The organism is Peribacillus sp. NPDC046944, assembly GCF_050272735.1.
Lineage (GTDB): Bacteria > Bacillota > Bacilli > Bacillales > DSM-1321 > Peribacillus.
The window spans coordinates 57711-77643 of record NZ_JBNNML010000007.1 but is presented as its reverse complement, the minus strand read 5'-3'; the positions used below and the strand labels follow the sequence as shown (position 1 = coordinate 77643).

The following is a 19933-nucleotide window of genomic DNA, read 5'->3' as shown; positions in this document are numbered from 1 at the left end:
CTGGCGTTATTAGGTAAAGTGGGATGTATACATGTGCATCCAATGAAGGTGGTACCACGGAGAGAGCTCTTTTCGTCCTTATTTCGAGGATGAAAAGGGCTTTTTTTCATTTTTAAGATAGTTATTGGAGGAAAAAATCGATGGAAAAGAAGCGCATCGTTGTAAAGATAGGAAGTAGTTCTTTAACAAACAACCAAGGTGAAATCGACCAAAAGAAATTTTCCGATCATATTCACGCAGTAGCGGCCTTACGTTCAGCTGGACATGAAGTGGTTTTAGTTTCATCCGGAGCGGTAGCAACTGGCTTTCGTAAATTAGGTTATCCGACAAGACCTGTTACATTAAAAGGAAAACAAGCGGCAGCCGCCGTCGGTCAAAGTCTATTGATTCAGTCCTATATGGAGCAACTGGGCCAATTCGGGATCGTCCCGGCGCAAATTTTGTTAACAAGAAATGATTTTTCGAATAAAGAACGCTATCAAAATGCCTATGCTACATTGATGGAATTGCTTGAGCGGGGGATTCTTCCGATAATTAATGAAAATGATACCGTATCCATTGCGGAACTGACATTCGGGGATAATGATATGTTATCTGCCCTTGTTAGCGGCCTTGTCCATGCGAACCAGTTAATCATCCTAACCGATATAAACGGGCTTTATGATTCTAATCCGCAGACTAATCCCATGGCTAGCAGATTCGGCCAGCTTTCTGAAATTACCGAAGAATTGCTGCAAATGGCTGAAGGTGCGGGGTCAAGTGTGGGTACAGGTGGTATGAAATCTAAGCTGATTGCAGCTCAGACAGCCCTTTCCCTGGGAGTTAAGGTGTTTATTGGATCCGGAGAGGGGAGAGAGAAACTCCTTACCATCCTAGAAGGAAACGGTGATGGCACATATATCGGCAATGAGGTCCTAACGACTGTTACCAAAAATAAGCAGTGGATTTCCCTTCATTCAAAAGTATCAGGGGCGATTTACATCGATGAAGGTGCTGAAAAGGCTTTAGTTTCGAAAGGGTGCAGCTTATTACCTGCAGGGATATATGAGATCAAAGGGAACTTCACCAAGGGGGATGTCGTCGAAGTGTTCGGTGCCAGCGGTGTTTTGGGACGTGGAGAAGTACTATATTCATCCTCCGAATTGAAGCAGGCGATGGGAAAGCGCACGACTGAGCTTGTCCTTTCTTCGATAGAAGTCATCCATCGTGATAAATGGGTGAAAGCTTAATCAAAAAAATATTTAAGGGGGTTTATGCATATGAGTGAAGTGTTAGCAAAAGGAAAAGCGGCCAAGAGCGCAAGTTATCAGCTGATCGGCCTGTCTACTGAAGTGAAAAATGAGGCACTTGAAAAAGTAGCTCAACGCCTGGTCTTAGATAAGGAATACATTTTGGCCGAAAACAAAAAGGATCTAGATATGGGCCGCCAAAAAGGAATGAATGAATCGGTATTGGACCGCATCATGCTGAATGGAAAACGGATTGAAGATATGGCGGCGGCCATTCGCCTTTTAGTTGACTTAAAAGATCCAGTTGGCGAAGAACTAGAAACGATTGAAAAGGATAATGGCTTATTGATTAAAAAGCTACGAGTTCCGATTGGGGTCATTGGCATGATTTATGAAGCAAGGCCGAATGTGACCATAGATGCTGCGACTTTATCTTTGAAAACGGGTAATGCAGTCATCTTACGTGGTAGTTCATCCGCCAAATCTTCTAATAAGGCCTTGGTTTCGTCTATCCACAAGGCATTAGAGGGTACAGCCATCCCCGTGGATGCCGTTCAACTAATTGAAGACACCAGTCGTGAAACGGCTAAAGAGCTATTCCATCTTAACGATTATTTAGATGTCTTGATTCCTCGGGGAGGAAAGAATTTAATTGAAACCGTCATGAAAGAGTCAAGTGTTCCGGTTCTTGAAACCGGGGCAGGCAATTGTCATATTTTCATTGATGAAACGGCTGATCCGGCTATGGCGGAGAAGGTAGTCTTGAACGGAAAAACTCAGCGCCCTTCCGTGTGCAATGCCATTGAAAGTTTGCTAGTTCATGAAAATTGGTTTGAAAGCCATGGACATCGTTTATTAGAAGCCTTGGATGAAAGAGGTATAGAGATATTTGGGGATGATACGGTCTGTGCCGCTTTTTCACCAGCCAAAATGGCGACGGAAGAAGATTGGTCCGCTGAATATTTAGCACTGAAAATCAGTGTGAAAATTATCAAGGATGTATCTGATGCCATCGAACATATTAATCGTTATGGTACGAAGCATTCCGAAGCGATCCTTACCAACGACGATTCAAATGCGGCGACCTTCTTGAAAAAGGTAGATGCAGCCGCTGTTTATCATAATGCTTCGACACGCTTTACAGACGGTTTCGAATTCGGATACGGTGCCGAAATTGGCATTTCCACGCAAAAACTTCATGCTCGTGGACCTATGGGGTTACCTGCCTTGACCTCAAGCAAGTATTTTATATATGGTCAAGGTCAAATAAGAGAGTAGAAGCATTCTAGTTCATGATGATTAGTAAAGCATTTTAACGGGTAATGGTATAGTACATTACTTTTTAAAGGAGCAGATACCATGGACAAGAGATTTATAGAAATTTTTAATAATGAAAATGAAGCAATGGTAGCAGTTGAACAGTTAAAGAAAGAAGGATATACATCAGATCAGATTTCAGTTGTGGCAAAAGATAGTAAGAATTTGTCTAATGAAATTGAAGAAGTGAGTCCTACTAAAACGGATGGATTTATAGCGGGTGCAACGGCGGGAGGGGCAGTTGGTTTAACTGGTCTACTTATTGGAATGAGTGCACTTGCAGTACCTGGCATCGGACCAATTTTGGCCGCAGGCCCGTTATTTGCCACATTTGGTGGAGCTGCTGCAGGTGCAGCATCAGGTGCAGGTGGATTGGAAAAACCATTAATGGATTTTGGATTGGATAAGGCTGAAGCAAAACAGTATGTAGAGGATATCAAGGCTGGGAAAATCTTGGTCGTTGCAGATACTCATTTAGATAAATGACAGATAGATTAACTATTGAGAAATACATACCAGAACGTTTCTGTTTCTATGTTAGGAATGTTAGTACTTAGAGGATGCTTAGGCATTCTCTTTTTTTTGTGCGTACAGGTTGTTTCGGGCACTTGAGTGAAACAAAATGTCAGGCTATACCTAGACCTGACATGGAGTAGCACTCTCTTATATTATATTATCAATGTTTACGAGAGGTAATGACTCTTATGTAAATAAAAGCTTTGCTGCTTGAATGGAAAAGTATATACCGATTCCTATTAAAGAAACTCCCGATATTATCGAAATGCCTGTGAGTATAGGTTTCGATAAAAATCGTCTAAGGGAACTGGAGACGATAGCCATCGTGAAATCCCATAATAAAAGTCCAAGAAGAATTCCCAAGCTATAAATGAGTAAATGAGACATATCATATTTTGAAACGGAGTTTGCAAGTACCGAACCATAAATACCTAACCAAAACAAAATGGATAAAGGGTTCGAAAGCGACATAATGAACCCAGATAAGAATGAAGAAGCAAGTCGGTCATTGGACTTTTGATTATTCACTTCAAACTTTCCAGCGCTTAGGAGGCTTTCAATCCCTGTATAAGTCAGAACGAAAAATCCAAAAATCCATAAAAACGTCTTCAGGAAGGAGTTGTCCATAAAATGGATAAAACCAAAAAAGACAAGGGCTATAAAGACAGTATCCGCTAAAATGGCGCCCCAGCCGAAAATCCAGGCATGGAAAAACCCTTTCTTAATTCCAATGTCCAATTGAGCAGCATTAATAGGACCGATAGGAACCGCTATTGACAAGCCTAAGAATACGTAGCTTAAAAAAACAACTAAATCCAAAGTATCACCTCTTCGTCGATATGTCTTAATTGAATGTATTCAAACGGGTTGACTCTCAAACCCATTTTTTTATAATCCTAAAAAGATTGTTCAAAAGAGGGGGGAATCTATTAGATGTCGTGTGCTTGATTTATGTATTCATATTAAATATGGGGTGATTCAGACTTAGATTGTGCACAGAACCTTCCAGGTAAAAGTAATAGGTTGGGGATTTTCTCATAGAATGTACAAGTTATTACCTAAACGAATGGAGGGATGCTTTTGAGTGTACATTTACTTTTAAGTTACTTCTTTTTAGGAATAACCCTTGCTGCTCCGATTGGGCCGGTAAATTCCGCTCGAATAGATAAAGGAATCAAGAATGGATTTTGGCATGCGTGGATTGTGGGGGCAGGATCCATGATAGCAGATGCCATTTTCATGATTTTAGTTTATATTGGCATGGTAAGGTTCTTAGAGATACCAGTCGTTCAAATTTTCTTTTGGCTCTTTGGTGGATTCGTTCTCATTTATACGGGGTTCGAAAGCGTTGTTCAGTCCAACAAAATAACCTTAAATCAATATAGAAATAGGGATTCCTTACTTTCCTGTTTTTTAACCGGGTTCATTATGTCGGTAACCAGTCCATTATCCATTTTGTTTTGGTTAGGGATATACGGGTCGATTTTAGCTAAAACCGCATCCAGTTATGGTACGTCACAAGTATTCATTTATAGTGGGATGATATTTCTGGGCCTCACTTGCTGGGATTTTTTTGTAGCCTTATTGACGAATGGGTTTAGGAGATTTTTAACAGAAAGAAGCTTAAGGGTCATATCCATCACCTCGGGTGCATCACTTTTAGGCTTTGGTGGTTATTTTGCTTATCAAGGCATTAAAGCCATCGTTTCATAAGGTTCTAAATCCCTTTAACACATTTCTATTTCATTATGGAACTTCTTTCTAACATAATTCATTGAAGGTTTATTCATACTATGGATGATGGAAGGGGGAATTCTTATGAAAAAAAAGCCAATTGCAGCTCAGCAAAAGGGAATGCCGCTAAAAACACTGCATCAAGTGAACAACAAGGTGACATGCAATGGTGGCAGCTATCTTTAGTCGGTGTCGGATGCACGATTGGGACAGGGTATTTTCTAGGTTCGACAATAGGAATTAAAACAACTGGGCCATCCATTGTGTTTTCCTTTGTATTGGCTGCGTTAGGTACATATATCGTATATAATCTGCTTGCTAAAATGACAGCTGCAGACCCTCAAAAGGGTTCATTTTGTTATTATGCTAATAAAGCATTCGGAAGATGGGCTGGCTTTAGCAGTGGCTGGAATTATTGGTCCTCTAATATTTTGATAATGGGTAGCCAGCTAACAGCACTTTCTCTCCTCTCTCAATTTTGGTTTCCAAAGGTGCCATTATGGCTATTTGCCTCTGGATTCGCGCTTGTTTCAATAGTGGTCGTTTTGCTGGGAACAAAGGGTTTTGACAGAGTTGAAAACATCCTTGCAGTTATCAAGACAGCGGCTATCTTCATGTTTATCATCATTGCCATATGTGCGGTAGTTGGTTGGTTTGGATTAGATGGTGGAAAGCCGCCTTCATTTCCGAATACGTACCATGAATTATTTCCAAAAAGGATGAAAGGTTTTTGGACATCGCTCATTTATGCTTTTTATGCATTTGGCGGCATTGAAGTGATAGGGCTGATGGCAATGCAATTGAAAAAGAAAGAAGATGCGCAAAAGGCAGGAACCATCATGCTTTTAGTTCTGACCATCATCTATGTAATATCTTTAGGATTAGCCGTGACAATGGTTTCGATGGAAGCATTCAGTGAAAAGGAAAGTCCCTTTGTAACAGCCATTGATAGTTATCATCTTACATTCTTTCCACATGTTTTTAATGGAGCCATCATCATAGCGGGCTTTTCAACGATGACCGCTTCATTATTTGGGGTAACCAATTTGTTGGTGACACTTGCGGATGATGGAAATGCCCCTTCATTTTTCATGAAGAAGATAAAGAAGTTTAAAGACCTTCCGTTACCTTCTCTCGTTCTGGCAGCCATAGGGCTCCTGGGGTCCATTATTACAGCTTTACTACTGCCAGGAAAGATTTATGAATACATTACAACATCAGCTGGTATCTTACTTTTGTATAATTGGGGTTTCATCATACTTTCTTCGCTTAAAATTCTCGAACATAAATTGTGGAGTAAAGTCATTGCTATTTTCGGGATTGTTTTAATACTTATAACAGTTAGTGGAACCCTTCTTGAAAAGGATATACGTCCTGGATTCTTCATCAGTTTATTATTCATCATAATCATCGGGCTTGCTACCATTTATATGAAGTTAAAGGTTTGGAATAAGGACAAGGCGATGACGGCGAGGACAAAAAGATCGGAACTAGATTAAAAAATGGAACCAGACTTATCGTGTCGGGTTCCATTTTTTGTTTAGATTTTGTTAACGGATTTAACTATGGGAGGAGTTGTTCTTTCTTTGTTCTTCTTCGGCCAGAAACTCAATGAAAACATTCATCGCTAAAAAAGGGTGCTCATTCACTTTTTGATAATAATTATTTTTCCTTGCATCCGTTAGATAGGTACTTTTTTTCATTCTCTCAAGGACAAACTTTTGGCTCATTTTCACTATTTCTTTTTGGTTATGTTTATTTTCTTTCATTAAAGCAAATCCTATTGCACCTATTAGTGCATAAATACATAGTGCTATTTTAGAAATAGGAAAAGAATCATTCATAAACAAGAGGAAAAAAAGATTTATGACGGAAAATCCTATCATTACGGTGGAGAAGAAACCATACTTCATATTTTTCTTCAATAAGGGATTTAATTTCATTTGGATTTTCTTCAATTCACTTTGCATTGAGTGTGGAATATTCTTGACCTTTATATTCATCGTATCCTCCTTCAGTATATATCGCTTCTGTAGTTTTTCTTTCTATATAAAAAAACATCCATTAATATAATCATTTTAAATTTGCTTCGTATTACATAGTAATTTGTTATTACATACATTCTAACGTGTAAAAAATTATTTGTCATTTATTATACGTTAAAGCGGGTACACGAGAAATGGCTAGTAAGAGTGAGAAAGAGTAGAAGAATTTTAGGGATAGGAAAATGGGGGATTATACATGAAAATCTTTAATAATTTAGTAATCACGTATTTTTTTGTCATAAATGCATGACTTTTGTTCTGTTTTATCAAGGTTCGGCTAATTAAAATCGAGTTTTCAGCTAAATCCAGCTATAATGAGTAAGCTAGAAGGATTTATAAGGTTAAGGAGGAAATAGAATGATGTCATGGACGTTAGCCATTTTGTTTGGTGTGGCAGTTTTACTCTTCATTTTTTCGTTTATAAAGACGGATTCGATGAAAGTAGAACAGCAAATTGAACAGGTTACAAGTACTTTTGGAGACGAAGTAAGCCAATTACAAATGCAAATAAGAAGTCTTGAGATAGATGCTGAAATAATGGCACAAGAAGCAGGTTTGCTGTCTGGACCCCCTGAGAAGTGGATTTTGTTGCACGATGTACTAGATTTATATAAACGTGGATATTCAATCGATAGCATAGCAGCAAAAAAAGAACGATCTATTGAAGACATAGAAAACCTACTTGCTCCTTACATAAAAGCAAAGAACGAAAGGAGAAAAGTTGTCAATGACATCTAAATCGATGCGTAGCTTTGCCGGTGGCATTCTTGTTGCAGCAGGTATATGCGGAGCAGTATATTTCTTCGATTCTGAAGAAACGGCTAGCACAAAAACAGTAGAAAAATTATCTGATGATGAGATGAAAAACAAGTTAACTTCTGAAGGGTATGTCATTCATACCGAAAAAGAATATCAAGAGCAACTTGATGAATTGAAAGCCAACCAGGAGGTAGCTGAAAAAGGGACGAGCGAAAAGATTATTTATCGGACGGTCCTGAAAGTTACCAAAGGCATGACCAGCATTGATGTTGGTAAACATCTTAAACGGTCGAAAATCATCCCGAATGCCCAAGATTTCTTTAATGAAGTCGAAAAGAAGGGCAAGGCGAACAATTTACGTCCGGGTTCTTATGTGATAGATAGTGAAATGGAGACTGAGGAAATAATCTCTATTATCTTTAAGTAAGCATATTAATGAAGCAACTCATATGAAAAGCCGACTATCAAATGGATAGTCGGCCTTTTATGTCGTCTACAAACGCCATATCATTTTCGAACTGACTACCTGACTGCAGCAGGATAGTTCAATGTTTTCAAATGGGGACCTGGGACAAAAGCGACCCCCTATCTTTCCGATTTTCATAATTAAGGTATAATATAAGTGTGAAAGTATTTTGTAACGGATTAGGTGAAGAGAATATGAAGCTGATCATTGCCGAGAAACCTGATCAAGGTTCAACATTGGCAGCTCAATTTAAATCGAAGAAACAGCAAGGATATATAGAAATCATGCCAAACGAGCTTTTCCCCGATGGCGCTTATGTAACGTGGGCAGTCGGTCATTTATGTCAACTAGTATCACCGGAAACCTATCATTCTAACTGGAAAAAATGGTCGATTGATACCCTGCCGATGATACCGGAAAAATTTCAATACGAAGTGACCCGCCAAAAGGCCAAACAGTTCAATGTGGTCAAGACTTTGCTGAGAAAACCGAATGTTGATGAAATCATTCATGCTGGGGATGCTGGTCGCGAAGGGGAATTGATTGTACGTAATATCATTCAACTATGCCATGTCAAAAAGCCGATGAAACGTTTGTGGATTTCCTCACTGACTCAAAAGGCCATATATGAAGGGTTTCAAAATCTGATCAGTGAAGAGAAAACTAGGCCGCTTTATCACGAAGCGTATACGCGTGCTTGTGCGGATTGGGTAGTAGGCATGAACGCATCAAGGGTATATAGCATTCTCTTGAAAAAAAAGGGCGTATCGGATGTATTTTCAGCAGGTCGCGTTCAGACCCCAACCCTTGCTTTGATAGTCAAAAGGGAATTAGAAATTGAACGGTTTAAATCAGAACCGTTTTGGGAAGTATTTGCAGACTTCAAGATGGATGGAAAGAAATATCAGGGAAAATGGCAACAAAACAATGATTCGAGAATCCAGACTAAAGAGATGGCAGAGAAAATAGCTGCATTTTGTAAGGGGAAAGAAGCTGAAATTGCCGATATGACAACGGAAAGAAAAGAGTTTCAGCCTCCGCTCCTATTTAATCTGTCGTCACTGCAAGCAACTGTGAATAAGCTCTATAAGTACTCACCTAAAAAAACTCTGGATATCGTTCAAAGTTTATACCAAAAAGGAATTGTATCCTATCCACGGTCGGATTCCAACTATGTCACAAAAGGCGAAGCTGAAACATTTCCGGACATTATGCAAAAATTAAGTGGATTTTCAGAATATCAACCCTTTTTCCCGTTACCTATCTCCAGTATCAGCGACAATAAACGATTTGTTAACGAAAAAAAAGTTACTGATCACTATGCCATCATTCCGACAGAACAGGTTGTAGATCCAAAACGACTTTCCGTTGAGGAACGTAATATATATGATTTAGTGGTACGTAGACTGATTGCGGCACATTATGAAAAAGCCATTTTTGATTACACGACGATCAAGACAAAGGTCGAGAAGAGGGCCGAGTTCATTTCAAAGGGTAAACAACAGATTCAAGAAGGGTGGCGTAAGGTCATTTTTCAAGATGAGAAAGATGATGATGTTCTTTTACCCATCCTTAAACAAGGCGATTCTGGGCCAGTGTCCAAGGTAAAAGTGAAAGAAGGAAAAACCCAGCCACCGAAGCGTTATACAGAGGGTCAGCTAATAACCTTGATGAAAACGGCGGGAAAGCATCTGGAAAATGAAGAGCTTGAAAAGGTCCTGATGAAAACAGAAGGCTTAGGAACCGAAGCGACACGTGCGGGGATCATTACCATGCTGAAAGATCGAAAATATATTGATGTTAAGAAAAACCAGGTATTTGCAACCGATAAAGGGAAGGTTCTCATTACAGCAATTGGCGAGAAAATCCTTGCTTCTCCAGAAATGACGGCTAAATGGGAGCAGCGCCTAAGGGAAATCGGGGAAGGTAAGGCTTCCGCGGGTGCTTTCATGGAAGCCGTTAAAAAGATGTCCACAAAGATTATTAGCGATGCCGTTGAGTCTTGTGAAACCTGGGACTTTCAAGGTTTAGATATCGATTCGATTCAAAGACCGGGTTTTAAGAAAAAAAGTGTGACATCAGTAGGAAGTTGCAAGAAATGTGGTGCTAAAGTTGTCGATAAAGGGGAATTCTATGGATGTGCAAGTTATCAGAAAACCAAATGTAACTTTACCGTCTCAAAAAAAATCCTTAATAAAAAAATCAGTCAGGTCAATGTTAAAAAGCTTTTATCCCATGGAGAAACCGATGTGATCAGTGGTTTCAAAAAAGGGGACAAGACGTTTGATGCTGCTTTAATTTGGTCTGATACCGAGAAGAAGGTAATTTTTAAATTTATATCGGATCAACCAGTTAAGCAAAATTAAGCGTTTCTACCATGCCCTGAGACGATATAATCTTGTTTCAGGGTCGTTTTTATAGTAAGATTTTTAGATATGCGTTTGAATGGGAGGATTCCTGATGCCTACACCGAGCATGGAGGATTACATAGAACAGATATATTTACTTATAGAAGAAAAAGGATATGCAAGGGTTTCGGATATTGCTGAAAACCTTTCTGTACATCCTTCTTCAGTGACGAAGATGGTACAAAAGTTAGACCACGAAAAGTATTTAATCTATGAGAAGTATCGTGGTTTGGTTTTGACAGCAAATGGTAAAAAAGTGGGTAAACGACTTGTTTACCGTCATGAATTATTGGAGCAGATGCTACGATTGATAGGGGTCAAGGAAGAAAATATCTACCATGATGTTGAAGGAATCGAGCATCACCTGAGCTGGAATGCGATAGACCGAATTGGTGACCTTGTAGAATTCTTTGAGGAATCACCTAGCCGGGTTGAGGATTTAAGAAATATACAAAAGAAAAATGAAGAAAATGCAAAATAAGCTGCCATGGGCAGTTTTTTTTTGCTCTAAAACCATCATTCGTTTCTTAAATAAGCAACCACATGACGGGGAAAAGAGGATTTTTAGTCTTAAAACAGAATAGCTATTATAAAGGGATATTTTGAAATACCATAAAATATATCCATTTAAATCATGAAAAAGTGCGATCAGTAAATCTGAAAAACTATGTGAAATGGGGGAATAACATTTGAATTTAAAAACTTGGCATAAAGAAGCAGAAAAGAAATGGGATGTTTTTGCCCCTACATGGGCGAAGAATTCACAGGAAATGTGGGAGACCGGTAGTCGTAAAAAGATCATTCCTTTCTTTTCTGAGTATGTGGAGGCGGCATCGAAGGTTGTGGATATAGGTTGCGGAGACGGAGTCGGTTCTTCAAAACTCGCCCAAGCCGGTTACATTGTTACAGGTGTGGACCTTTCAAACGTCATGGTTGAATTGGCTAAGGAAAATGCCGACCAACAACCCGGCCTTTCTTTTACTCAAGGAGATTTTTACAGTCTCCCATTTAAGGATGATGAAATGGATGCCGCTTTGGTGATCAATTCACTTGAATATACTGGTGAGCCACTGACGGTGATGAAGGAAATACATCGAATTATAAAGCCCGGGGGATATGTATGTTTTGGAATACTAGGACCTACGGCGGAGCCTCGTAAAAAATTTAGTTACCAACGGTTATTTGGTGAAGATGTGATCATGAATACGATGCAGGCCTGGGAATTTGAAAAGCTTGCACTATCTACTGGTTGGAAGCTAGTCGCTGAGACTGGTGTTGAAAAAAGAGGGGTGGACTACTCCAAGCTAGGTCACTTTTCAAAAGAATTGAAACAATCCGTTTCATTTATGTGGCTCTTCCTCTTTCAAAAAGAAGGTATTCAATGATGGAAAAATATCATATCAATCAATTTGTCGAAAAAACGAAACAGCAGGATAAGGGCCAGGGATTATTTGAACTGGAGACGGAACGAATTCTTGAAATCAATCTCGAACAACAAATCTGGGCCAAAATGGGGACGATGATTTCATACCGGGGCAGTATTAAGTTCGAACGAGAAGGCATGCTGGAGCATGGGATTGGAAAATTATTTAAGAAAGCCTTTACTGGTGAAGGTACCTCTTTAATGAAAGCGACAGGGAAAGGGAAGCTATATGTGGCCGACCAAGGAAAGAAGATTTCGATTATACAATTGAATGGAGAGGCCATTTGTATAAACGGCAATGATTTACTTGCCTTTGAATCAAGTGTGAAATGGGACATTAAAATGATGAGACGCATTGCCGGATTGTTGGCTGGTGGATTGTTCAATGTCAGGCTTGAAGGAAATGGGATGGTTGCGTTCACATCACACTACGAACCCCTCACTTTACTTGTTGAAGAGGGAAAGCCAGTCTATACAGATCCAAATGCGACCGTCGCCTGGTCAGGGAACTTACAGCCAGACTTCGTAACGGATGTATCCTTGAAATCATTTTTTGGGAGAGGAAGCGGAGAGTCAGTTCAGATGAAATTCGAAGGACAGGGGTTTATTGTTGTCCAGCCCTATGAAGAAGTATATTTTGGCGATAAAGAGTCTTAAAAAGTAAAATTAGATTCCTTTTTTTATGATAATAGAAGAGTAGTAAATGAATTATTTGAGAATGAAGAAAAAGGATGAGTAGATACACGTTTGCATTTAACAGACATAGGTATTCAATATCATTTCATTCTAGTGCGAAATAAAAAAATCCTGAGTTTCTCATCAGGATTTTTCCTTAGACAGATGTGTGGCAGGTTCCCCCAAAAAGGGCAATCAACGGACAAAGACCCTTTTTTTCTTTCGCTTTCAATCCCAATCATATGGCGTGGATTGATAGACGTAATAATTGAGCCAGTTGGAAAACATGAGGCTACAGTGACTTTTCCAACGATGCAACGGAGTTTTAGATGGGTCATTATCCGGAAAGTAGTTTTCGGGGAGCTGGGTTTCGATTCCGCGTTCAATATCGCGTTTATATTCGTCACCGAGCGTTCCCGCATCATACTCGAAATGACCAGTCACCATAATTCTCTTTGAATCGGTGGAAGCGGCTATTAACACACCAGCTTGATCTGATTGTGCTAAGATTTTCAGTTCGGGATGATTCACTAACTTTTGATAATCTATGTCAGTATAGCGAGAATGAGGAGCCAAGAAATAATCGTCGAAGCCACGGACGAGGTCTTCATTCGGTTCAAGAACCTCATGTTTATAGATGCCAAAGCATTTTTCCGGAAGCTCATATTTGCCTATACCATAATGGTGGTATAGAGCTGCTTGAGCCCCCCAACAAATATGTAGGGTGGATGTGACATTTTTGCTTGACCAGTTCATGATATCTTTTAATTCTTCCCAATAATTAACTTCTTGAAAGTCCATCTTTTCGACAGGTGCTCCCGTGATGATCATCCCATCATATTTTTTTGAACGAATGTCTTCAAAAGAATTATAAAATTGATTTAAATGAAATTTACTTGTGTTTTTGGATTCATGGGTACTCAAACCCAGAAATGATATATTTACTTGAATAGGCGTGTTGCCAAGAAAACGCAGTAACTGTGCCTCTGTTTTTTCTTTTTCAGGCATAAGGTTTAAAATCAATATATTTAATGGCCGGATTTCCTGGCTGATTGCCCGTTCCTCATCCATTACAAAGATGTTCTCTTCTTCTAAAATCTCTTTAGCTGGCAGGTGTCTTGGTATTTTGATTGGCATAGTTAGCTTTGCCTCCTTTGTGAAATCATAATATTTCAATTATATAGAAAATTTAAAAATAGAAAAGCAATTTTTTTATTTTTTTAGATCCTCATAAGAATTTTGTAGAATGGTAAAATGATGATGAGTTATATAAAACTTGTTTATGACAGTTAAGAATCTAGAAGAGGGGTATATGGATATTGTTTGATCCTACAGCATATGAGAATATGAAAGTGGTATTGGAAGGAGCGGTATATGATCGCGACCTCATTGGGGATATATTGGTTATTGGTCGTGATGATATCGTCAATCTCTCAACACTTGCAAGGAAATATAAAATTGAGTTAGAAATGAAAGAATCAGAGCATACTGATTCTGTGACCGGCGGCTTTGAGGTATACGCTTCACTGGAGAATTTAAGTTCCGAGCTGCTGCAGTCGAACCTGAATGATACGCATTCCGGTTGTGCCGTGAATTTATTCATTTCCATACCGAGAAAGCTCAACAGCTTGGAAGTTAGAAATATATTAATTGAACTCGAGACCCTTTGGGGGAGTGAGAGAATCATTAAATTGACTACTTCTGAAACGGTTAGTGAAAAAGAACCATCCTCATCATGCCATTCAACATTTGGTATTTCTTTCGGAAGACTTATAAAGGAAGAGCAAATGGAAGATTTAGAAGATATGGTAGAGTATCTGATACAATCCATACAAATTGTTGAAGGTTCTTTAAATAACTAATCAAGAACACTCAAACTGGAAAAGTTTCCTTCACTTAAGGTAAAATAACCTCATCAGGGCTAAAGGGAGAGATCATATATGTCCATTTATGAATTTGAAGTGAAAAAGATCAATGGTGATGTCATTTCGCTTGAGGAATACAAGGGAAAAGTATTGATTATAGTTAACACGGCTAGTAAATGTGGATTTTCACCACAGTATGATGACCTGCAGAGCCTATATGTGCAATACAAAGAGGACGGTCTGGAAGTTCTAGGGTTTCCTTGCAATCAGTTCCTCAACCAAGAGCCTGGCGACGAGCTTGAAATCGATTCCTATTGTAAGCTCAATCACGGTGTAACCTTTCCAATGTTTGCGAAAGTGAATGTGAATGGAAAGGACGCTCACCCGCTATTTAGCTATATAACGGAGAATGCACCAGGAATGATGGGATCGAAGTCAATAAAATGGAACTTCACCAAATTCTTGATCGACCGTGAAGGGAATATTGTGAACCGCTATGCTCCCAAAACAAAACCGCTTGAAATGGAAGAAGATATAAAAAAATTGCTATCATGATTCAATGGCCCACCGTGTTCTTATCGGTGGGCTTTTTATTTAAGGAATAAAAGGGTCCGTAATTTAAAGGGGGAAAAATGGGGATAAAGTGGAATATAATAGGTAACAACTATTTTACCCAGGAGGGAAACAATGGAACGGATTGCATGGGTTACGGACAGTACGGCTTTATTGGACGAGGAACTATCTCAAAATGAACATGTATATGTCGTTCCTATGATTGTCATCATGGATGGTGAGGAATACGAAGATGGTGTCGACCTACTACCTGAAGAACTGTATCGCAAAATGAAGGAGGAAAATAAGGTCCCGACCACCTCCCAGCCATCCGTGGGCACCTTTTACGAGTTGTATAGGAAACTTGAAAAAGAATATGATCGGGTGGTTTCCATCCATCTCTCAAGTAAATTGAGTGGGACGGTCTCCTCAAGCCGTCAGGCAGCACAACTTGTCACGATACCTGTGGATGTTTTTGACACCTTGCTTATATCGTATCCGATGATTCTGTTATTAAAAAGGCTCATGCACTATATAAACAGCGGGTTCTCAATGGAAGAAGCTTTCACCCTTACACGGAAGTATGCAGATAGCCATGAGACATATGTCTTGATTGGCTCATTAGACCAACTACACCGGAGTGGGCGGTTAACGGGGACTCAGTATTACCTTGGAAGTCTATTGAGCTTAAAACCGATCATAACCATAGAGAATGGGTTGCTGCAAACCAAAACGAAAACTCGAAATCTTAAGAAAGCGGAAAATCAAATATTCCATGAATTACGCAAATCCATTTCATTGGGCAAGGTAAAAGAATGCAGTATCTTGTACGGAGGTTCACCCGTTCAGGCCGAACCATGGGAAAAGAGGATTACAGAAGAGTTTCCAGAAGTGAAAATACATATATCACCACTAGGTAGTGCAATAGGGGTGCATACAGGTGAACAGACAATCGGGATCAGTTGGTTCAAGGAAGTTTAGGGCAATTTCCCTTTCTAAAAATTAGAACCATGGTAAAATAGAAAGGACATGGAGTGGTGAAATGCAAAAAACAATAATTGAACAAACGGAATCATTTGTCTACGAACAATTAAAATCTGATGTCAGTGGCCATGATTGGTATCATATCAATCGGGTTCGGAAGCTGGCCTTACATATTGCACGTGAAGAAAAAAAGGGTAATGAATTCATAATCGAGATGGCAGCCCTCCTTCATGATATTCCAGATGATAAATTGAATGATGATATGGAAGCAGGTTGGAATAAGCTCGATGATTGGTTGAAGATGACCGGGGTGGACCTGAATACGGTTAAGGAGATAAAGGAGATTATTTCTACCATTTCCTACAGTGCTGGAGAAGTGAATCTGACGTCCGTCGAAGCTGAAATTGTTCAGGATGCCGATCGTTTGGATGCTCTCGGGGCGATTGGAATTGCAAGAACATTTGCGTATGGGGGTAAAAAGGGACAACCTATGTATGATCCATCTCTCTCGGTCCGTGAAGAGATGACCAAGCAGGAATATCGAATGGGTAAAAGCTCTTCCGTCCACCATTTTTATGAAAAATTATTACGTTTACAAGACTTGCTTAACACAGATACAGCGAAGAATATCGCGAGTGAACGCCATGAATACATGGTTCGTTTTCTAGAAGAATTCTATAAGGAATGGGATGTACGTTTATGAAAGTTTTTAGCATGGAACATGTAATGAAAACCCAAGGAGAGAAGCTTCTTTTTAAAGATGTTTCTTTATCCATCAGTGAAGGTGAAAAGATCGGGATCGTCGGTATAAATGGGACCGGTAAATCCACGCTGTTGAATATTATAGCTGGATTGGAAGAAAGTGACCTGGGTACGAAGGATCATCCGAATGACTATACAATTTCTTATTTATCACAAGATCCTGACTTTGATGAACAATTGACCATTATGGAGTATATGTATGAAAGTTCGACACCCGTATTCTCCTTGATAAAAGAATATGAAAAAACATTGGTGCAATTGCAAATCGATCCCCAAAATAGTGAAGTGCAAAATCGATTATTGAAGCAACAACAATCTATGGATGCTCTTAATGCCTGGGATACTAGCGCCAATGCCCGGACAATCTTGACTAAGCTAGGCCTTCCTGATCATTCTCGGAAATTGGGTGAGCTTTCAGGTGGACAAAAGAAACGGGCAGCATTGGCAAAGACATTGATAGAAACTCCTGATTTGCTCATTTTGGATGAGCCAACCAACCATCTGGATTTTGAAAGTATCACCTGGTTGGAAGAATACTTATCAAAGTATCAGAAATCCGTCTTATTTGTGACCCATGATCGATATTTTCTTGATCGTGTGTCCAATAAAATATGGGAAATAGCTCAAGCTCAGCTTTTTGAATACAAGGGGAATTATGCAGACTACCTTGAATCAAAAGCCATAAGGGAAGAAAATGAATCAACTGAACGTTCAAAAAAAGAGAGTCTCTTCAAAAAAGAATTGGCCTGGATCCGCAAAGGGGCCAAGGCGCGCTCAACGAAGCAAAAGGCTAGGATTCAACGTTTTGAAACGTTAGAAACCGGTGTTAAGGATAAGCAGAAAAACGAAAGCCTTGAAATGGAATTAAGCGGCGCCCGTCTAGGGAAAAAAGTGTTGGAACTGCAAGGCGTCTCCAAATCATTCGGTAATCAGACAATTATCAAAGATTTATCTTTCCTTTTCAAGCCAGGCGATCGTATTGGGATTGTCGGTAATAACGGAAGTGGAAAATCCACACTATTGAATATCTTGGCCGGACGCGAACCGTTGGATGGTGGAAATCTTGAAATCGGGCAAACCGTCAAAATCGGCTACTATACACAAGAAAGCATCGATATGGATGAAAATCTCCGAATGATCGAATATATCCGGCAAACGGCTGATTCAATTGCTCTTAAAGATGGTAGCTTCATATCCGCTGCACAAATGCTTGAGAGGTTCTTATTCCCCATGGGTTCGCATGGCACTCCGATACGGAAACTTTCAGGAGGAGAAAAAAGACGACTTTATTTATTGAACATCTTGATGGGTTCACCCAATGTCCTTTTATTGGATGAACCGACAAATGACCTGGATACACAAACCTTGACAGTCCTTGAAGACTATTTAGAAACGTTTTCGGGAGTCGTCATCACCGTTTCGCATGATCGGTACTTTCTTGATAAAACTTGTCACCAACTACTCGTCTTCAAAGATAAAGGTAATATAGATTTTTATTACGGAAACTACTCTGAGTTTTTAGAGGAAAAGACAGAAGAAACGGTTCCTCAAAAAACTATCGGGCCACAGCCTAATCGGACGGAAAAGAAGAAGAAAAAGCTTACTTATGCGGAAAGTAAGGAATGGGAAGAAATCGAAGGGAAAATGGAGCAAGTCGAAGGTCGCCTGAAGGATATCACAGCCGAAATGTCAGCAGCCGGCAGTGATTTTGAAAAGGTCCGCCTGCTTCTAGAAGAAGAAAAAGAGCTTAACGAAAAGTTAGAGTATACAATGGAGAGATGGACATATCTCGCTGAAAAACTTGAAGGGGAATAAGCTGAAGACTGGGCCAGGATGCGTTAGCTTGGCCCGGTCTTTTTTTCGGTGAATCTCAATTGCATGAGAATCTCTTGCCAGTGTGATAAAATCTAGGACACGAGGAAACGTATTGATAAAGGAGAGAAAAGCATTGAATATTAAATCGATAGAACCTACGCCAAGTCCAAATACAATGAAAATTAATCTTACGGAAGAATTGCCAGCAGGCAAGAGCAATAATTATAAAAAAGATCAAGCGGAACTTGCGCCGCAAATGATAAAAGACATGTTACAAATTGACGGTGTCAAGGGTGTATACCATGTGGCTGACTTTTTAGCAGTCGAACGTAATGCGAAATTTGATTGGAAAGATATTTTGGTCCAAGTTCGCCAAGTTTTCGGTGAGGATACTGGAAAACAAAATCAACAAGCGCAAATAAATGAGCATTATGGAGAAGTTTCCGTTTCCATCCAACAATTTAAAGGTATTCCCATGCAGATTAAAGCAAATGATAGCACACACGAAAAACGTTTTGCGTTACCGGAGTATTTCATTAAGGGCATATCAGCTTCGCAAAAAGAAGATGATAATGTCGTCCTACTTCGTAAATGGAAGGATTACGGCATTCGCTACGGAGAAATGGAAGACATCGTCAAGGAAGTAGCGGCAGAATTGGTTGCAGCTTATCCGGAGGAAAGAATTAATAAATTAGTTGATGCCGCCCAAGAAACCGTGGATAAAAAAGAACCGGTCATCAATCGCCCCAAAATAAAATTGACCGTTGACATGTTAGACGATGAAAGTTGGGAAAAGAGATATCAATTATTGGATCAGATGAGCGATCCGACGGTTGAAGATATTCCGGTACTGGAAAAAGCCCTTGCCGATAGCAAAGTTTCCATTCGTCGACTTGCTGCTGTATATTTAGGGATGATTGAAGACCCAAAAGTCCTTCCTAGCTTATATAAAGCATTGAGGGATTCAAGTGCCGCTGTAAGAAGGACGGCCGGGGACTGTTTATCTGATCTTGGGTTTGAGGAAGCAATGGGTGAAATGGCATTATCTCTATCGGATAAAAATAAACTAGTGAGATGGAGGGCAGCCATGTTTTTATACGAAGTTGGTGATGAATCCATCCTACCTTTTTTAAAGAAAGCTGAACAAGACCCCGAATTTGAAGTCGCACTCCAAGTGAAAATGGCCCTTGATAGAATCGAGAATGGGGAAGAAGCGAAAGGTTCTGTATGGAAACAAATGACGGAATCAAGAAAGTAAAAAATAAGTAAGTTTAAAGACCGAAAGAGGATAATCACAGACCGTGTAAGGACGTGTTTGTTGGTCATCCTCTTTTTTTTATAAAAAAGGGATGAAAGATTAGGTGAAAAATGGATAAAATCATC

The 19933-nt window shown here is 39.6% G+C and carries 20 protein-coding genes and 1 other annotated feature (1 of these 21 running past the window's edge); of the genes, 17 read left to right on the top strand and 3 right to left on the bottom strand.

The genetic code is table 11. The features are described 5' to 3' along the window. Positions 1–83: a binding site (T-box leader), on the top strand; it begins 132 nt to the left of the window's first position. Between the two features lie 57 nt (positions 84–140). The 3 genes from proB to ACQKIC_RS14285 all read left to right on the top strand — a co-directional run bounded on the left by proB (position 141) and on the right by ACQKIC_RS14285 (position 3032). Next, positions 141–1229, top strand: a complete 1089-nt coding sequence (gene proB / locus ACQKIC_RS14295; protein ID WP_402869051.1) for a glutamate 5-kinase — start codon at positions 141–143, stop codon at positions 1227–1229. A gap of 30 nt (positions 1230–1259) precedes the next feature. Beyond that, positions 1260–2507 (top strand): glutamate-5-semialdehyde dehydrogenase, encoded by a 1248-nt coding sequence (locus ACQKIC_RS14290; protein ID WP_402869049.1) that lies wholly within the window; start codon positions 1260–1262, stop codon positions 2505–2507. A gap of 81 nt (positions 2508–2588) precedes the next feature. After that, entirely contained in the window at positions 2589–3032 is a 444-nt protein-coding gene (locus ACQKIC_RS14285) for a general stress protein (protein ID WP_402869047.1), read from the top strand. 216 nt (positions 3033–3248) lie between these two features. Here the strand turns inward: ACQKIC_RS14285 and ACQKIC_RS14280 are convergent, their stop codons facing one another. Then, positions 3249–3881, bottom strand: coding sequence for a LysE family translocator (locus ACQKIC_RS14280; RefSeq protein WP_427591771.1), 633 nt, complete (start codon positions 3879–3881; stop codon positions 3249–3251). A 261-nt stretch (positions 3882–4142) separates the two neighbouring features. Between ACQKIC_RS14280 and ACQKIC_RS14275 the strand changes: the two genes are divergently transcribed. Beyond that, entirely contained in the window at positions 4143–4775 is a 633-nt protein-coding gene (locus ACQKIC_RS14275; RefSeq protein ID WP_427591772.1) for a LysE family transporter, read from the top strand. Between the two features lie 182 nt (positions 4776–4957). After that, positions 4958–6295: an amino acid permease gene (locus ACQKIC_RS14270; RefSeq protein ID WP_427591790.1), complete on the top strand. Its 1338-nt coding sequence runs from the start codon at positions 4958–4960 to the stop codon at positions 6293–6295. Between the two features lie 60 nt (positions 6296–6355). Here the strand turns inward: ACQKIC_RS14270 and ACQKIC_RS14265 are convergent, their stop codons facing one another. Further along, on the bottom strand, positions 6356–6799 hold the full coding sequence (locus ACQKIC_RS14265; RefSeq protein ID WP_402988112.1) for a DUF5392 family protein: 444 nt from the start codon (positions 6797–6799) through the stop codon (positions 6356–6358). A 399-nt stretch (positions 6800–7198) separates the two neighbouring features. Between ACQKIC_RS14265 and ACQKIC_RS14260 the strand changes: the two genes are divergently transcribed. From ACQKIC_RS14260 to ACQKIC_RS14235, 6 genes are all read left to right on the top strand, one after another. Next, positions 7199–7579 (top strand): hypothetical protein, encoded by a 381-nt coding sequence (locus tag ACQKIC_RS14260; RefSeq protein WP_402869039.1) that lies wholly within the window; start codon positions 7199–7201, stop codon positions 7577–7579. Further along, complete coding sequence (locus ACQKIC_RS14255; protein WP_402956778.1) at positions 7569–8027, top strand: aminodeoxychorismate lyase; 459 nt, start codon at positions 7569–7571, stop codon at positions 8025–8027. Before ACQKIC_RS14260 ends, ACQKIC_RS14255 begins: the two co-directional genes overlap by 11 nt. A gap of 233 nt (positions 8028–8260) precedes the next feature. Next, a complete protein-coding gene (locus ACQKIC_RS14250) occupies positions 8261–10432 on the top strand; it encodes a DNA topoisomerase III (RefSeq protein ID WP_427591773.1) in 2172 nt (723 codons plus the stop codon). A 94-nt stretch (positions 10433–10526) separates the two neighbouring features. Further along, entirely contained in the window at positions 10527–10955 is a 429-nt protein-coding gene (gene mntR, locus ACQKIC_RS14245; protein ID WP_402869035.1) for a transcriptional regulator MntR, read from the top strand. Positions 10956–11163: 208 nt separating this feature from the next. Then, positions 11164–11859, top strand: a complete 696-nt coding sequence (locus tag ACQKIC_RS14240) for a class I SAM-dependent methyltransferase (RefSeq protein WP_427591774.1) — start codon at positions 11164–11166, stop codon at positions 11857–11859. Further along, the gene (locus ACQKIC_RS14235; protein WP_402988802.1) at positions 11859–12554 is read left to right on the top strand and encodes an AIM24 family protein; all 696 of its coding nucleotides are present in this window, start codon (positions 11859–11861) and stop codon (positions 12552–12554) included. Before ACQKIC_RS14240 ends, ACQKIC_RS14235 begins: the two co-directional genes overlap by 1 nt. A 246-nt stretch (positions 12555–12800) precedes the next feature. Here the strand turns inward: ACQKIC_RS14235 and metA are convergent, their stop codons facing one another. Further along, complete coding sequence (gene metA, locus ACQKIC_RS14230) at positions 12801–13709, bottom strand: homoserine O-acetyltransferase MetA (protein ID WP_402869030.1); 909 nt, start codon at positions 13707–13709, stop codon at positions 12801–12803. A 182-nt stretch (positions 13710–13891) separates the two neighbouring features. On the opposite strand from metA, the gene ACQKIC_RS14225 reads away from it, so the two are divergent. The 6 genes from ACQKIC_RS14225 (at position 13892) to ACQKIC_RS14200 (ending at position 19808) form a co-directional block, all read left to right on the top strand. After that, positions 13892–14434 (top strand): hypothetical protein, encoded by a 543-nt coding sequence (locus ACQKIC_RS14225; RefSeq protein ID WP_402869028.1) that lies wholly within the window; start codon positions 13892–13894, stop codon positions 14432–14434. Positions 14435–14512: 78 nt separating this feature from the next. After that, entirely contained in the window at positions 14513–14992 is a 480-nt protein-coding gene (locus ACQKIC_RS14220; RefSeq protein ID WP_402869026.1) for a glutathione peroxidase, read from the top strand. 132 nt (positions 14993–15124) lie between these two features. Beyond that, positions 15125–15970 (top strand): DegV family protein, encoded by an 846-nt coding sequence (locus ACQKIC_RS14215; RefSeq protein ID WP_402988125.1) that lies wholly within the window; start codon positions 15125–15127, stop codon positions 15968–15970. 61 nt (positions 15971–16031) lie between these two features. Further along, complete coding sequence (locus ACQKIC_RS14210; RefSeq protein WP_402869022.1) at positions 16032–16676, top strand: HD domain-containing protein; 645 nt, start codon at positions 16032–16034, stop codon at positions 16674–16676. Beyond that, on the top strand, positions 16673–18550 hold the full coding sequence (locus tag ACQKIC_RS14205) for an ABC-F family ATP-binding cassette domain-containing protein (protein ID WP_427591775.1): 1878 nt from the start codon (positions 16673–16675) through the stop codon (positions 18548–18550). Before ACQKIC_RS14210 ends, ACQKIC_RS14205 begins: the two co-directional genes overlap by 4 nt. 133 nt (positions 18551–18683) lie before the next feature. Continuing rightward, entirely contained in the window at positions 18684–19808 is a 1125-nt protein-coding gene (locus ACQKIC_RS14200; RefSeq protein WP_402869018.1) for a conserved virulence factor C family protein, read from the top strand. Positions 19809–19933: the final 125 nt, after the last annotated feature.